This window comes from Pseudorhizobium marinum (assembly GCF_000705355.1).
GTDB lineage: Bacteria > Pseudomonadota > Alphaproteobacteria > Rhizobiales > Rhizobiaceae > Neorhizobium > Neorhizobium pelagicum.
This window is the reverse complement of record NZ_JMQK01000031.1, coordinates 20,921-35,871: the sequence shown is the minus strand read 5'-3', so window position 1 is coordinate 35,871 and position 14,951 is coordinate 20,921. Positions and strand designations below refer to the sequence as shown.

The 14,951-nt window shown below is 60.5% G+C and carries 11 protein-coding genes; 6 read left to right on the top strand and 5 right to left on the bottom strand.

All coding sequences use genetic code 11. The annotated features are described in order from the left end of the window. The first annotated feature begins 306 nt into the window (after positions 1-306). The 5 genes from EO99_RS0123680 (at position 307) to EO99_RS0123660 (ending at position 5,508) form a co-directional block, all read left to right on the top strand. Entirely contained in the window at positions 307-1,101 is a 795-nt protein-coding gene (locus tag EO99_RS0123680) for a helix-turn-helix transcriptional regulator (RefSeq protein WP_037112830.1), read from the top strand. Between the two features lie 176 nt (positions 1,102-1,277). Next, entirely contained in the window at positions 1,278-2,528 is a 1,251-nt protein-coding gene (trpB, locus tag EO99_RS0123675) for a tryptophan synthase subunit beta (protein ID WP_077067164.1), read from the top strand. An 83-nt stretch (positions 2,529-2,611) separates the two neighbouring features. After that, positions 2,612-3,805 carry a kynureninase gene (gene kynU / locus EO99_RS0123670; RefSeq protein ID WP_029621034.1) on the top strand — a complete coding sequence of 398 codons (1,194 nt, stop codon included), beginning with the start codon at positions 2,612-2,614 and terminating at the stop codon, positions 3,803-3,805. Continuing rightward, positions 3,802-4,641 carry a tryptophan 2,3-dioxygenase gene (kynA, locus tag EO99_RS0123665; protein ID WP_029621033.1) on the top strand — a complete coding sequence of 280 codons (840 nt, stop codon included), beginning with the start codon at positions 3,802-3,804 and terminating at the stop codon, positions 4,639-4,641. The genes kynU and kynA overlap by 4 nt, the downstream gene beginning before the upstream one ends. A 39-nt stretch (positions 4,642-4,680) precedes the next feature. Beyond that, positions 4,681-5,508, top strand: coding sequence for an alpha/beta hydrolase (locus EO99_RS0123660; protein ID WP_029621032.1), 828 nt, complete (start codon positions 4,681-4,683; stop codon positions 5,506-5,508). A 467-nt stretch (positions 5,509-5,975) separates the two neighbouring features. Here the strand turns inward: EO99_RS0123660 and EO99_RS0123655 are convergent, their stop codons facing one another. From EO99_RS0123655 to EO99_RS0123635, 5 genes are all read right to left on the bottom strand, one after another. Beyond that, the gene (locus EO99_RS0123655) at positions 5,976-7,547 is read right to left on the bottom strand and encodes an ArnT family glycosyltransferase (RefSeq protein WP_162179340.1); all 1,572 of its coding nucleotides are present in this window, start codon (positions 7,545-7,547) and stop codon (positions 5,976-5,978) included. Positions 7,548-7,642: 95 nt separating this feature from the next. Then, positions 7,643-8,803, bottom strand: a complete 1,161-nt coding sequence (locus tag EO99_RS0123650; protein WP_029621030.1) for a glycosyltransferase family 2 protein — start codon at positions 8,801-8,803, stop codon at positions 7,643-7,645. A 458-nt stretch (positions 8,804-9,261) separates the two neighbouring features. Beyond that, the gene (locus EO99_RS0123645; protein ID WP_029621029.1) at positions 9,262-10,404 is read right to left on the bottom strand and encodes an amidohydrolase family protein; all 1,143 of its coding nucleotides are present in this window, start codon (positions 10,402-10,404) and stop codon (positions 9,262-9,264) included. 739 nt (positions 10,405-11,143) lie between these two features. Continuing rightward, entirely contained in the window at positions 11,144-12,475 is a 1,332-nt protein-coding gene (locus tag EO99_RS0123640) for an ATP-binding protein (RefSeq protein ID WP_235776917.1), read from the bottom strand. Between the two features lie 80 nt (positions 12,476-12,555). Next, positions 12,556-13,293, bottom strand: coding sequence for a response regulator (locus tag EO99_RS0123635; protein WP_051680053.1), 738 nt, complete (start codon positions 13,291-13,293; stop codon positions 12,556-12,558). 534 nt (positions 13,294-13,827) lie between these two features. Here EO99_RS0123635 and EO99_RS26075 point away from each other — a divergent pair. Beyond that, positions 13,828-14,691: a MipA/OmpV family protein gene (locus tag EO99_RS26075; protein ID WP_029621026.1), complete on the top strand. Its 864-nt coding sequence runs from the start codon at positions 13,828-13,830 to the stop codon at positions 14,689-14,691. The last annotated feature ends 260 nt before the right edge of the window (positions 14,692-14,951 follow it).

Here is a 14,951-nt window from a genome sequence, read left to right as displayed (position 1 = left end):
CTACGCGCTCTTTGCCTGGTGGCGGATCTTCGTCGGCACGGCCGGCCTCGTCGGCCTGCTGCTGTTTGGGTGATAGGGTAATCCAGCGGGGCAAGAGATCGACGATAGCGTCATTGGCTCATCCAGCGCCGACGGTTCTGCCTCGAAGCATCTTGCTCTGCTTGACGATCCCTGCGTTCGCCAATCATCCTGGTGGTCCCGCTAAACAGCGACAGCAAAACGTGCTTCTATCGGCCCGCAGACGAGTCAGCAAAAGCGGAACTGGCTTGTCTCACATGATGCGGCCCGAGCAGTTGGACAATTCCTATGACGCAAGTCCGATCGTTGAGTTTTGCCCTGCAGCAATCCAACCTTTTGCGGGCTCACGCCACCGCAAGCCGGTTTGATCCCCATTTGCACAGCACGTACTCGGTGGTGGCTCTCCGGCGGGGTGAAGCTGAGATCCGGTCGGAAAGATGGATCGGAAGGGTCCGTGCAGGGGACGTCTTCTTCTTCAACCCGTACGAGGTCCACTCGGCGCACTGCTCCGGGAAAGATGCCGACTATGCGACGTTGTATCTATCTCAACAGCTGCTGACCGATTGTCTCAACGTCGAGTGCCGAAACGGACCACCGAGAATCCAGACCGCCGTCCTTAACCGGAGTACGGAGACGAACGCGTTTATCGATGCCCTCTTCACGACCTGCGGGCAGGACGCTACATTTGAGGCTCCGCTTCGCAGGATCCTTGGCGCGTGTAACCTCTCAGCCGACCCTGCACCGGCCGACCGCGAAACCTTAGCTGCCAGAGCTTGTCTGCTGATCCAGAATAACTGCACGCGTGCGATGCGGACAGAAGACCTCGCACGCGAACTTGGGGTGCATAGAAGCCATCTCATCAGGTGCTTCAGCGCGACGGTCGGGATGGCCCCTCAGACCTACATCCGTCAGGTGCGGGTAGCGAAGGCCAGAGAGTTGATTTGCGCGGGGGTGGCGCTCAGCGAGGTGGCGCTGATGCTGGAGTTCAGCGACCAAGCCCATCTCAGCCGGGAGTTCAAGAAGGTTTTCGGGGTGCCACCCGGGGTCCTTTCCCGCGTTATCCGAAGGTCAACGGCGCAGTGAGCGCCCGGCGCCGACCGGCCACCGGTTGCCGAATAACATACAGCACAAGACAGCATCGGAATTTGTCATCTTCAGAGAGAAGCAGCGCCGTTTGGGGCCTGTGACCTTGGCGCAAATCATGTTCAAGATCGGATCGAAACATTGCGCTAGACCTCACCGAAATCTGGAGGTTGGAAATGCTGCGAGAACCCTTGCCATATTTGAGAAGGTTCCCCAATACCGAGGGATACTACGGACGGTTCGGCGGCAATCACTATCCGCGCGAGGTATGGCCGGCCCTGGAGGAACTGGAATCGGCCTATCGCGCCCTGCGCGATTCTTCGGATTTTCAGCTTGCCCTCGAAAAGGTCCGGATCGGTCTCCAGGGCCGCCCGACCCCGATTCATTTTCTTGAGAACACCACCATGGAGGTCGGCGGCGCGCGGATCTTCGTGAAGCGCGAGGATCTCAACCACACCGGCGCCCATAAGATAAACCACTGCGTGGGATTTGCACTGCTGGCGCGCCAGATGGGCAAGCGCAAACTCATCGCAGAAACAGGAGCGGGCCAGCACGGCGTCGCGCTTGCCACCGCGGCTGCCTATTTCGGTCTCGAGTGCGAGGTCCATATGGGCGCGACCGACATCGAGAAGCAGAGCTCCAATGTCGGGCGGATGCGCCTCCTTGGCGCCCGGGTGGTCGCGGCAACGGCAGGACAGTCGGCCTTGAAGGAGGCAAGTGATTCTGCCTTTCATGCCTATGTTGAACAGCGCGAGCACGCTCTCTATGCCATCGGGTCGGCGATCGGGCCGCATCCCTTTCCGATGATTGTCAGGGACTTTCAATCCGTCGTAGGACAAGAGGCTCGTCGCCAGTACTTGTCGCTGACCGGGGGCGTTCTCCCCAATCACGTCGTGGCCTGCCTGGCTGGCGGATCGAACGCGATGGGCATCTATTCCGGCTTTCTCGACGATCCTGAGGTCCGCCTCCATGCTGTGGAACCGCTCGGCAATTCAGGCCAGCCCGGACAGCATGCGGCGACCCTCTCCTTTGGAAGCCCGGGAACACTTCACGGCGCGCAGTCGGTGGTTCTGCAACAGGAAGACGGGGCGCCGGCACAGGTGTCGTCGGTCGCCTCGGGGCTGGTCTACCCGGGGGTCGGCCCGGAGATCGCAATGCTGCATGACCTGGGGCGCATTGATGTCACGGCGATTTCCGACGAAGAGGTGATTGGCACCTTCTTCCGCATGTCCAGGTTCGAGGGGATCATCCCGGCTCTTGAGAGTTGCCACGCGCTCGCGTTTGCGATCAAGCTGGCGACGCGGAGCCCGTCCACTGAAGGCATATTGGTGAATCTGTCGGGCCGAGGTGACAAGGATGTCGATTATGTTCTTTCAAACTACGCGGTTGAGTTCGGTCAATCTCCCAAGGCTACGGTCCGGAGATAAACGCGTCACCGAGCCCGGTTGTGACCGCTGCGGCGACATGCGGTCGATGTCCTACCGAGAACCAATGTCCAGGGGATGCTGAAATGACGGATTTTGACAGGACCCGCTCTCTTTTTCATCTTCCCCAAGGGGTCATCTATCTGGACGGCAATTCGCTTGGTCCGCTGCCCATTGCGGCCAAGGAACGGGTGGCTCGGCTCCTGGCGGATGAATGGGGAAAACTCCTCATAAGGGGCTGGAACGAGGCTGGCTGGATGACGATGCCGCGGCGCATCGGTGATCGGATTGGCTCCTTGATCGGTGCCGAGCAGGGATCGGTTGTCATGGGTGATACCCTGTCGATCAAGGTCTACCAGGCGCTTGCATCGGCGCTTGAGCTGGTGCCGGACCGAAGGGTCATCCTGACCGACAGCGGCAACTTCCCCTCAGATCTCTACATCGCCCAGGGCCTGATCGGCTCGCTGGCAGGTGGTCACACGTTGCACGTCGTTGAGCCGGAGGAGGTCGACGCGGCGCTCGACGAGAGCGTTGCCGTGCTGATGCTGACGGAGGTGGATTACCGCACCGGACGTCTGCACGACATGTCGGCACTGACGCAGAAAGCGCATTCCGTCGGCGCCGTCACGCTGTGGGATCTCGCGCACAGCGCCGGCGCCCTGCCCGTTGATCTGGCTGGCGCGAAAGCAGATTTTGCTGTCGGCTGCACCTACAAGTACTTGAATGGCGGCCCCGGTGCGCCCGCCTTCGTGTATGTCTCTCCGCGTCATGCCGACAGGGTTCGCCCCGCCCTTTCCGGCTGGCTTGGACATGATGCTCCCTTTGCCTTCGATCTGGATTATCGCCCGGGGCCGGGTATTGAGCGGATGCGCGTCGGCACGCCTCCCGTCATCGCCCTGGCGGCACTCGATGCGGCCCTGGACGCCTGGAACGGAGTGGATATGCAGGCGCTGCGGCGCCAGTCGATCGCACTTTGCGATCTGTTTGTCGGCGAAGTGGAGAAACGCTGTCCGATGCTGGCGCTGGGCTCGCCGCGCGACGGGACGAAACGCGGTAGCCAGATCTCCTTCCTGCATGACGAAGGCTATGCCATCATGCAGGCGCTGGTTGCCCGCGGGGTGATCGGCGACTTTCGCGCCCCCAACGCCATCCGCTTCGGCTTTACGCCGCTTTACATCGGCGAGAAGGATGTTCATGCCGCCGTCGATATTCTGGCTGACATCATGCAGAACCGGCTGTGGGACACGGCAAAATACAGGCAGAAGGCCCTCGTGACGTGAGCTTGAAACCACCTGATCCTGCCGAAGACGGCGCTGAAATGTCGTTTCGCCAGAAGATGTCCTACTCGGATTATCTTCGGCTCGATGATGTGCTCAACGCGCAATCGCCGCTTTCCGACGCGCATGACGAACTGCTCTTCATCATCCAGCACCAGACGTCGGAACTGTGGATGAAGCTTGCCATTCATGAAATCCGCTCCGCCATCGAAGCGATCCGCGCCGACAATCCGCAACCGGCGTTCAAGATGCTGACCCGGGTGGCGCGCATCTTCGAGCAACTCAATAATGCCTGGGATGTGCTGCGCACCATGACCCCCAGTGAATACACCGAGTTCCGCGCCGCTCTTGGCCAATCCTCCGGCTTTCAGTCCTATCAGTATCGCGCAATCGAGTTCCTGGCCGGCAATCGCAATATCGCGATGCTTGGGCCGCATTCGCACCGGCCCGATCTCGTGGCGTCGCTCGAAGATATCCTGTCTCGCCCCAGCCTCTATGACGAAGCGCTGCTGCTCCTGTCGCGCCATGGCTTTGATGTCGGCGGCGAGCCGGACCGGACGAGCTGGCGCGAGATGAGGAGCGAGAACCCCAAGGCGATGGAAGCCTGGAGGGTGGTCTATGCCGCGCCGGGGAAATACTGGGTTCTCTATGAACTGGCAGAGAAGCTTGTCGATTTCGAGGATTACTTCCGGCGCTGGCGTTTCAATCATGTGACGACGGTGGAGCGGGTGATCGGCTTCAAGCGTGGCACCGGTGGCACCTCCGGTACCCATTACCTGAAGAAAATGCTTGAGGTCGAACTGTTCCCCGAGCTGTGGCGTGTGCGCACGGTGCTGTAGGCAAGCCAGAACCAGTCGCACGGGACGCCAGGAGAAAGCATGATCTATCACCGCATCAGCGACTGGAACGATGCCTATTCCAATGGCGCCCACATTGCTGGAGGAAACGCCTGGCCGGAAAGATGGGTCGAGCCGGCAAGGGTCTACCGCGAGAGGATGCTGTCGGCAGACCGGGCGGAGCTGGGCGTTCGTTACGGCGATCGCGCCCGCAATGTCTATGACCTGTTCGTGCCGGCGCAAAAGCCTTGCGGCTTGGTCGTCTTCGTTCATGGAGGCTACTGGCAGAGCCTCGACAACTCCTATTGGTCGCACCTGAGCCAGGGCTGCGTCGCGCATGGCTATGCCGTCGCCATGCCCGGCTACACGCTCTGCCCAGACGTCCACATCGGCGACATCGTCCTCGAGATCGGCCAGGCGATCACCTCGGTCGCGTCGAGGTTCGAGGGCCCCGTCCACCTGGCCGGGCATTCCGCCGGCGGCCATCTCGTCTCGCGCATGGTTTCGTCCACGTCGCCGCTTGCTCCTGATGTTCGCGCCCGCATCGGCACGACAGTGTCCATTTCCGGCGTCCATGACCTCAGGCCGCTGATGCATACCAATCTCAACGAATGCCTGCGGATCACGTCGCAAGAGGCGCAGCACGAAAGCCCGGCACTGCTGGAGCCGGGACCAGACACGCGCCTGTTCTGCTGGGTGGGCGGCAACGAGCGCGGCGAATTTCTGCGCCAGAATGCGCTGCTTGCCAACATCTGGGCCGGGCTGGGCGCCCAAACCGGCGCCTATGCCGAACCAGACAGGCATCACTTCAACGTGCTGGACGGGCTCCTCGACCCAGATCACCCCATGACGCGAATCCTTCTGGGCTGACTGCTGGTCTCACTCTGCAGCTTGATCCGGAGCCGACGCCGCGGGCGTGAATCATGTATTCCGGCCCGGCGGCGCCCTGTCTTCGCGGTCGGTCTATCGGATTGGGCATAGATCCACGCCAAGGCGACCCGTGCTGGTTCACACCCTTGACGGAGGCAACACCTGCGTGATCTTGGCTGCCGCCCGCATGCCGGCCTCACGGGTGGCGTCGAATCGCGTTTGCTACAGCCGAGGATCATCCCCAGCGATGTCTCCGTGACGGCCTGCCTCGAAAGCAGGTCGCGGCCGAGCAACGGACAGGCACGACCGTCACACCAAGCTCGGCTGCTGGCGGCCACGTCCTTTGCGATATCGCGGGCGGCGGTCACGCGATCGGCCATCGCGCAAGATTACGCCTCAGGCGGCGTAGACCAGGCAGTCTTTATATCGTCGAAATCTGACAGAGATGGCCGTCTCATGGCTGGGCGTTAGCGGCGGGGGTACGGCAAGGGAAAGGGGGATATCAGGCTCCGGCCGAATGCAACCTCCACCTGGAACAAGGTTTCGCTGCCGATCGTGATCGGGATGGGCGCCTGGCGATCGATGCGGCCGACGTATGGTTGCGCCAACTCCAGACCGCCAGCGAAGCTACCGGGGCGGCCGACGAACAACACATCGCGGCCGAGCCAGGCGGCGGAGTCGGCGAGGAAGGCAAACCCACGGGGATCACTGTCGAAGACGATAACAGTCGCGCGTGGCCCGAGCACCTCGGCGAGGCGAGAGGCATCTATCCATCGGAATGCGACGACCAATGGCCGGTCTTGTGGCACACTACTGTGCGATGTCGCCGGGAGCAAACCGCGCTCCGAAAGGCCGTCTGCGAGACCGCGCCAGGTTATCGATTCCTGAAGGAAGCCGCCGAGTCCCAGGCGGGCGATAAGGGCCGACGACGGCGGCACGACCCGGATCAGCGTTACGGCGACAATGGCGAACGCAAGTCCCGCTAGCGCCGTGACGGCGAAGGCCCTGGCCAGACGAACTCGCTTGTGCCGGCGGGAACTGGTTGCCGCGAGGGCATGGCCGAGCATCGGCAACAGAAACAGCCAACCCGGCATTTGCCAGTGAGGCAAGGCACTTCCACCCCAGAGCGGCACAGCGGTGAAGACGACAATCGCAGGCAGGCCGATCGCCGCCAGGAATGCCGCTGGCCCCGTCCGACTATCCCTTGTCCGAAGGCTCCAGAATAGTGCCGCGATCGAAGCAATCAGTGTCCAGGGGCCGAGATAGGCCAATTGTCCAAGCATCGCACGGGCGAACCCGGCCCAATCCGGGCCGCCTGAACCAAGCCCGCGCGACGACTGGAATAACAACGAGACCCAATGATGTTGCGCGTTCCAAACGAGGACCGGGGACACGGTGACCGCGGCGATCGCGACGGCCAGCCAAGGCGCCGAATGCCTCAGCTGGCTTCGATGGTGTGTCGCAAGAAGGAAGGCGGCCGCGCCGAGGGCAAAAAGGACGGCATGGTATTTCGAAAGCCCGGCCAGTCCGAGAGTCAGTCCGGCGGCATACCACAATCGGCGTCGGCGTGCCGGCTCGCATGCAGAGAACAGGATCCTGTCGAGCAGCCGAGCCGTCAGGGCAAGAAACAGGAACAGGGGACCGTCGGGCACCATCCACGATCCGGCAGAGACGAGGAAGAACGGTGCCAGGCTCAGCGCCAACAGCATCCACAATCCGGCCCTTGGTCCCCACCGGTGATGGGTGAGATCGAACATCACCACGCTCGTTGCGGTGAAGGCAAGCACGAAGGGCAGACGCAGTATCACAACCGGCACGTCGTCGCCCCAGAACGGTCGGGCCAGCTCCCGCATCGCCTTGACCCACCAGAAGGCCATCGGAGGGTGATCAAACCAGGAGAGCTGCCACTGCGTGGCGACCGCCATGGCGTAAGCCTCGTCGACGCCAGGATCCAGGAGCGCCGCGAGACCCAAGCGGACCAGCGCACCAGTCAGAATGATGCATGTCGCGGCTCGCAGCATGGCGGCGCGATCATCCAACTGTTGCAACCTCGAGGGAGGCCGTTTTTTCTCGGCGGACCGGCCGGATGGATGGCGTCGATCGCCGACACCATGATGCGTCCGGCATTGTGCGGTCATCGGACGCGCCAGGTGAATGCGGACGTAATGACATAGTTGAAGACAGCGCCCATACAGGCACCCGCGAGGCCTGCCAGCCACCAGTTGGAGACTTGGTCGTGGAGGAGTTGCCCAATACCCACATTCGCAATGACGCCGATGCTACAGACGACATAGAACGATGCGAGGCCGACGATCAGCCGCCAGCCCTTGAGCCTGCGGTCCCGGTAGGTCAGGGCATTGTTGAGGAAGAAGTTGCCCGTCATTGCAACATAGGCCGCCGCCATCTGGGCTATCCAGAAGGTAAGGCCCCACGCCAGCGCAGCCTTTAGCGTGACCAGATGCACAATAACGCCCGTTGCGCCGATGAGTGAGAACAGCAGGAAGCGGAGCGAGAGCATATCGCCCGTCAGTTTGGCGAGCAGCAGGCCGAAGTATTCCAGCGCCACAAGATTGTCGAGCTTGGAAACGCCGTGCTGCCGAGGGCGGAAGCGAAATGGTATCTCGCTCGTTCGCAGCGGATCCGGCGTCGAAGCGAGAATATCCATAAGGATCTTGAAGCCTTGGGTGGACAGACGCGGGGCAAGCGCTTCGAAAGCCGGTCGGCGCATGGCGAAGAACCCGCTCATGGGATCGCTGACGTCGATGTTCAGGAGCGTTCGCGCCAGGCCTGTTGCCAACCGACTGCCCGCAAGGCGTGTGTTCGAGAGACCGTCCGCAGCGCTGCCTGCGGCACCTGGAACATTACAGAAGCGGCTGGCGATGACGAGATCGTCGCCAGAACGGATGCGGTGAAGCATCTCCGGCAACAGCGACTCGTCATGCTGCAAATCACCGTCCATGATGACGACGACGGGCGCCGACGACGAAAGCATGCCTTCGATCGAGGCACCCGCAAGGCCGCGCCTGCCCAGCCGACGAACGCAGCGCACGCGCGCGTCCCGATTTGCAATGGCTCTTACACGATCAGCCGTACCGTCGGGGCTATCGTCATCGACAAATATCACCTCCCAAGAGACCCCGGGTAACGACCTCTCAAGCGCATGGATCAATAGATGCACGTTGGCGGCTTCGTTGAATGTGGGGACGATGACGGATAGTTCCGGCGTCGAATTGCCCATTGGTCCCTTCTGCTGCGCGAGAAGACGATCTTCCTGCGGGTCTGTCACCGATTGCATTGCCATAGTCGCGCCTGCTCAAAGAGTTGAGGCGACGTTATAGAATCGCACCTTCAGCAGGTGTGCTTGGTCTTGTTGCGATATGTTTCGAAACGTTAAGACCCCGGGTGGCTGACCTTGGCCTCGATCGAGGCCAAGGTCGGCTGCGCGGCGGATATGAAGGATAAAGTGTCTGGGGTGGCTCGTGCGGGCGTGCATACCCCTCACGGGAGCCGCAGCCAGCTCGCACGTCCGATGCCCCACGACCGGTCGAACACCCCCAATTACCGCCCATCAGAGGGGCCCCGAGTGCTGCAGCACGACGGTCTCGTTCTCGCCAAGGACCCTGCACCCCTGGAAGGCAGGCATTGACCCCCCAAAGTGATCCCAGCTTCTGGCCACTGCAACGGTCACGCCACGCACTCCGGCGGCGGACTACGGTTCGACGTCTGTCCGCGGAACCGGGCGTGGTGGATGCGTCAGACCTTTATGCCGAACAGCTTTTCCGCATTCCGGAACGCGATTTTTTCCTTGGCTTCACGGGGCAGATCCACCGCCCGAAACCAGTCGGTCCCTTGCTTCATGTTTGCGAACGGGTAGTCAGTCCCGAACATCACCCGGTCGACACTGATGTACCTTAGCAAAAGATGAAGCAGTTCATCCTGGAAGAAGGCGCTGGTCGTGTACCAGAAATTGTCACTGAGGTATTGCGCGATAGGTTTATTGAGTGAAGCCTGGGTCGACTCGCTCATATCTCCCACAATCCGCTCGTAGTAGAACGGAAGTCCCTCTCCCATGTGGCCGATGATCATCTGCAGCTTAGGGAATTTATCGAATACGCCGGTCATGACCAGTCGAAGGCATTGGGTCAGAACTTCCTGGTGCCATCCATATCCTGAGCCGCTGAAAATGTAGTTTTGGTACTCCTGGTCATATCCCGGCCGCACCGTCCGATAGTAGATATCGAAGACCTCTACAGGTGGGAAACCTGGATGCAGATATATAGGCACATCAAGGGCCTCGGCGCGTGCCAGAAGGGGTTCAAAATCGGGGTGATCGAGGAACTTCTTGCCAATGAACCCATTGGTCATTGCTCCCACAAAGCCATCCTCCCGAACGGCGCGCTCCAGCTCGTCCGCCGATGCTTCCGGATCCTGCAGCGGCAAGGTTGCATAGGCCTGGTACCGCCCCGGATAGGTCGCCATCGGGCCGTCGGCAATCATCTTGTTGAGGCGATAGGCAAAATCGATGCCTTGCTGACCGGGGACATTCTGCACGCCCGGCGTATGTGCCGAGAGGATTTGCACGTTGATCCCCGCTTCATCCATTGCGCCGATGCGCCCAGGACCGAGTTCGGCCAGACCGGTTCCCTTGAGATACTCGACGTGTTCATCGTTGATCGCGTTCAGCGCGATGAGCTCGTCGGTGGTATAGGTCTCTTCGGTGGCAATGAATCGCAGGTCCTGGTCTCGCATTGCGATGACCGACAACTCCGCCGCGGCAGCGCGAGAGACGATGACGGGCGCGGCCAATCCGGCGCTGACACCACATGCAGCCGCGCCCGTTAGAAAGCTGCGGCGGCCAACTGCCAGCCTCTTTTTTGGTTTTTCGATCCGTTGCATATCCGTTTGTGCTCCAATCTTGCCTTGTGACGTCTTGATGCAGGTTCCGCTCGACAAATGGTCACCTCGACCGCGAGAGACCCAGGGACAGGCAGCCGCATCGTGGAGGCGTCGCGATAGATCGATGAGGCTGCCAAATATCCTGTCGATTGCCGCGAGATTTTTTCAAACCCCGATGCGTCCAGCATCGCCGGTGCACGTCAGTCTCAGCACGTTCGCGGCCATGCTCCTTGATCGCATCCGGCTACACTTAGTCCAACTTCGGCGTTGGATTGTGTTTTCTCTTGTTAAGAGTCGTTTCGCCGCCTGTGCGGGCGGCGCAAAGCGTCCCGATCAAGTCTCGCCCGTGCGGGACAAATCAACCGACGGCGCCGATGATCCTGACAAAGGAGCAAGCCCACGCTCACCACGCTCCCTGGAAAACGACACCCGCTACGCACGCTGTGAAGAACCACGCCCTTTTCGGCAAACCAGTTCCACTCCGGTCATTGCATTGCAGGAACCGGATGATGTGTGTGCAACCGAGGTCCGGGGATCTACACGATCCTCCACGACCGGCGAGCGCGGCCGGCGATGCGCTTCAGACACCGAGTGCCCGCGCTCCTGGCCGATTGCGGCAAGCCGTTGACGAGGGCGCTGAAAGCGCCCCTATGGACACAACGGATTGCGTCCGCCCTTTCCCGGCGGCGATATTCAGTATCGGGCTATTCGGGCCTTCCTGAACGACCACGCCGGTTGATCATGCAGGAAAGGCTATCGATTTTGCGGCTTCTGGGCCTGTCACTGTGACAGAAGATACCGGTGGCGCCGCTGCCACATCTCCCGCGGCGGGAAGTTCAATTTGGACCACAAGCCCATGCGGCACTCTGTTCAAAAGCTCGATCGTGCCGCCGTGTGCTCGCACAATGTCATCGACGATCGAGAGGCCGAGACCGAACCCACTGCGATCGGACAGGGTTCGCGCCGAATCGGCCTTGAAGAACGGTTCCAGCACACGGGTTCGCAAACTGCCGGGAAGACCCGGACCGTTGTCCATGACAGCAATCCTCACCGTGCCCTTTCCAAGCACGGAGAGCTCCACCGTCGTCTCATGCGCGAACTTCGTGCCGTTTTCGACGAGATTGGTGATCGCACGCGCCAGGGAGCGGGGCCTGCAGCCATAGGCAAACCGTTCCGGTCCGACATATTTCACATTGAAACCCACATCGGAAAAGTCAGAACACACGGTCGCCAGAAGGCTGGGGAGGTCGGCGTTGACCGGCTTTTCGGCCGCCATTTCCCTGCTGAGATAGGTCAGCGTATCGTTGATCATGTCGCTGAGAACGGAGATATCCTTCAACAATGCCGCCTTCAGCTCCGGTTGCGTGGAACGCTCCGCGCGCAGACGCAGACGCGTCAGGGGTGTGCGAAGGTCGTGGCTGATCGCACGCAGCATACGGGTGCGATCGTCGATCAGACTGCGCAGACGACTGCGCATGTCATTCAACGATCTTGCCAAGGTTCGAATTTCGGCTGCGCCACGTTCCTTGAAAGGCCTGTCCGGCCCCTCGTCGGGCTTTAGCGTTTCTGCGGCCTTGGCAAATTCCAGCAGCGGCGCAGAAATCACCCGCGCCGCATAAAGCGACAGAAGAACCACCGGCAGGAAGAGAACCATCATTTGCAGCACGACACTGACTTCCTGGTCGCTGATCCAAGCATCGGGTGGAGGGGGCGCGGGAAGAAAGGCCAACGCCCGATCGGAGTCGATCCCGACGATGAGCACATCATGCAGTTCTCCGCGGGGGGTGTTCGTGCGGAAAGCCGTTGTGAACCTCGGCGGCAGATTCTCCTGCACAAGGTGGCGGACATCCCCGGCGACGATCCTCGTCTCGCCCTTTGAAAGCTCCGCCGCCGCGACTTCTTCGACCCTTAGCCCCGTGCTGGAGGTGGCCTCAAGAATAGCTGCCTGCTGTTGCAAGGACGTGGACGCGCGAACCTGGTCAACGACGGTTTCGATCTTCAATGCGGTCGCGCGAGCATAGGAAACACTCTCCAGATCATCGCGCAACAGCCAATCGGAAATCGCTGCCAAGATCAGGAGCCCCCCAATGGGGACAATCGCCAGTGCCGCAATCTGTCGGCGAAGAGATCCGACCCGAAGGCGAGAGGCCATCAACACACCTCGACTTTCGGGGTGAACATGTAGCCACCCAGCCGGACCGTCTTGATGACCGTCGGCTCGCGAACATTGGGTTCAATCTTCTGTCGGACGCGGCTGATGTGAACATCGATACTGCGCTGGACGGGGCCCGCAAGCCCGGCATGGGTCATGCGTAGAAGCTGCTCCCGCGTCATGACACGACCCGGATTCTGGCAAAATGCCAGAAGAATATCAAACTCCGCCGTGGTCATGGAAACATGCACCCCGTCCGGATTGACAAGTTGACGCAGTATCGGGTCGATCTGCCAACCGGCAAACTGCATGGCTGCAGGCTGCTGAGGCTGGTCCGCACCATAGGAGGCGCGCCGGAGGAGCCCCTTTATGCGGGCCATGAATTCGCGCGGATGAAACGGCTTGGTGACATAATCGTCGGCTCCAAGCTCAATGCCGACGATGCGGTTGATCTCATCGCCGAGTGCCGTGAGCATGATAATTGGAACGGTCGAGGATGCCCGCAGCCGGCGACAGATACTGAACCCATCCTCTCCTGGCAGCATGGCATCGAGCACGATCAAATCGAAAGCTCGCTTCCTCAGCGCATCGTCCATGTGCGACGATGAGCCAACTGCAATCGCCTCAAGACCGTTCTCGGTCAGCATCTCGAGCACCATGACGGCAATCTCCTCGTCATCCTCGACAAGGAGAACGCGAGGCACCGCCTCTGGCGCAACGAGATGTTGAACGATCATGGATTGACTCTGCATACAGGCTCGACAGGAATTCGGAATTCATGGCCATTGTCGCAAATACAGGCCGAAAGTCACGGGTTGAAGTATTTTGATATGTTAAGCGGGGACCAAACCGCGGCTTTATGCCTTCACCGCTGCAGGCTGATCCCCTAGAGTTCAGAAGACAATAGCCCGACAGGATGCAGACGGGGTCCCGCCCCCAGCCTGCCCCCTGCATCTGATACGTGTCTGGCATTTGATACGTTCGGGGCATTTCGGGCTCTGGCCGTTTCCCATCCGCCGCTGACCGACCTGTTGCAGGCGAGCATGCGGCAATCGCAATCACTGAAGGCAGATGCGATCTGTCGTCGGGAGGAATGCAGATCGACGGCAAAGATCGCGCCAACGTTTCTTAACATCACAAAGCCCAAGTTAATATCACGAAGCCCAAGTTTGTGTCGCTGTCTCCGATAATGCGACCGCGAGAAGCACGGCCCGTCAGACTTGACGATGGACGCCACAAAGCTCGCTATTGGACCTCAGGAGCGAATTTCAATGTCAATACTCAAGTCAATATTAGCCCGAAGGCGGCATGTTGCAATTGCGACCGGGTTTGCCGTGTTGGCTTGCCCCCTGCTTCAGGCACGGGCCGCCGACCTTTCTGAATATGGTGAGGCTGCCATCCCCTCGACAGCGACCTTCGACGAAGGTCGCTTCGGCGGCATCAGGCAGAAGCTTTCCGACTGGGACGTCATGGTCGGCGCCGGCGCTATCTATGCTCCAAAATTCGAGGGATCGGACGAGTTCGAAATCATTCCGGTTCCCATGATCTCCGCAACCTTCGGCCGGGTCACAGTCGATCCAGATGGTCTGACCGTCAATGTTCTGGAGTCCAATGGTTTCAAGTTTACGCTCAACGGCGGTTACGAATTCGGTGGAGGGCGCAAAGAGAGTGATTCCCGCCACCTGAGAGGTCTTGGCGACGTCGACGCCGGCGGCATTGTGGGAGGACAGCTCTCATACGAGATCGGACCGATGGAATTCTATGCCAAGGTGGACAAGACGATAGGCGGCAGCGACAGCCTGCTTGGTGAAGTCGGCGCAAATGTCTCCCACCAGGTCGATCGCTTCATCCTTTCGGCTGGCGCTTCAGCAACATTTGCGGACGACAATCATATGGACAGCTACTTTGGTGTGACCGCTGCCCAGTCCGCGCGCTCCGGCTTGCGGCGATATGATGCAAGCGCTGGTGTCAAGCGCTTCGATCTTGAAGCGTCGGTCACCTACATGGCAACGGAGAACTGGTTCGTCACTGGCCAGGCTGGCGTCGGCTTCCTGACCGGAGACGCAAAGGACAGTCCGATCGTTCAAGACCACGTGCAGCCGTCGGCGATGTTGCTTGTCGGCTACAAATTCTAGCTCAAGACCATGAGTGGGAAACCGAAGGTCACGTCTGGTAGTCCGGCGTTTGCCGAGATTGACGCCTTGGTGCCAGCGGGTTCCCACTCTTTTGACGCAAGAGTGGCCGACCGTCCCAAAACCCACCAAACCGCGACAGGCCTGATCGCAACGGCCGGTGCAAATAGCCATGCTGGACGATCGACTTCATCCGCCAAAAGATCATGTCCTTTGACAGTTGCGCCAAGCCGTTAGGGCGACCACACCGGGAACCTCCTGAC